This window comes from Dokdonella sp. (genome assembly GCF_019634815.1).
Lineage (GTDB): Bacteria > Pseudomonadota > Gammaproteobacteria > Xanthomonadales > Rhodanobacteraceae > Dokdonella_A.
Window position 1 is genome coordinate 1 of sequence record NZ_JAHCAP010000056.1, and the last position, 1,154, is coordinate 1,154.

The 1,154-nt window shown below is 61.4% G+C and carries 1 protein-coding gene; it reads left to right on the top strand.

The annotated features are described in order from the left end of the window. A partial coding sequence (locus KF759_RS14195) for a B12-binding domain-containing protein (protein ID WP_291226497.1) occupies positions 1-1,154 on the top strand: 1,154 nt, incomplete at both ends.

Here is a 1,154-nt window from a genome sequence, read left to right on the forward strand (position 1 = left end):
ACAAGGCCAGGCTGACAGCGTCGAACGACGGCTGGAAATCTGCGAGCGTTCCTACCGCCTGCTTACCGAAGAGGTCGGCTTTCCGCCCGAAGACATCATCTTCGATTCCAACATCTTCCCGATCGGCACGGGCATCGAGGAACACGCCGACAACGCGGTGAACTTCATCAAGGCGGCGAGCGAACTGCGCCGGCGCTTTCCGCATTCGCATGTCTCCGGCGGCGTCTCCAACGTCTCCTTCTCGTTCCGCGGCAACAATGTCGTGCGTGAGGCAATCCACTGCGTGTTCCTCTACCACGCAATCAAGGCCGGCATGAACATGGGCATCGTCAATGCCGGCGCGTTGGCGATCTACGACGACCTCGATCCGGAACTGCGCGAGCGCGTCGAGGATGTGGTGCTCAATCGCCGTCCCGACTCAACCGAGCGGCTGATGGAAATCGCGGATCGCTACAAGAAGGGCCCCAGGGACAAGGACGACGGCAGCGCGCTGGCCTGGCGCTCGCTGCCGGTGGCCAAACGACTCGAGCATGCGCTCGTGCATGGCATCGACCAATTCGTCACCGAGGACACCGAGGAAGTGCGCGCGCAGTCCACGCGTACGCTCGACGTGATCGAAGGCCCGCTCATGGACGGCATGAACGTGGTGGGCGACCTGTTCGGTGCCGGCAAGATGTTCCTGCCGCAGGTGGTCAAGTCCGCGCGCGTGATGAAGAAGGCGGTTGCCTACCTGCTGCCCTTCATGGAAGAAGAGAAAAAGCGCAGTGGCGAGACAAGCAAATCCAACGGCAAGATCGTGATGGCCACGGTCAAGGGCGATGTGCACGACATCGGCAAGAATATCGTTGGCGTGGTGCTTGCCTGCAACAATTTCGAGGTGATCGATCTCGGCGTGATGGTGCCGGCGCAGAAGATCCTCGACACCGCGATCGCCGAGCAGGCCGACATGATCGGCGTGTCCGGCCTGATCACGCCCTCACTCGAGGAAATGAGCCATGTCGCCAAGGAGATGGCACGCCAGAATTTCCACATTCCATTGTTGATCGGTGGCGCCACCACCTCGCGCGCGCATACCGCGCTCAAGATCGAACCGCACTATGAAACCGCCTGTGTTTGGGTCAAGGATGCATCGCGTGCGGTCGGCGTGGCGCAGT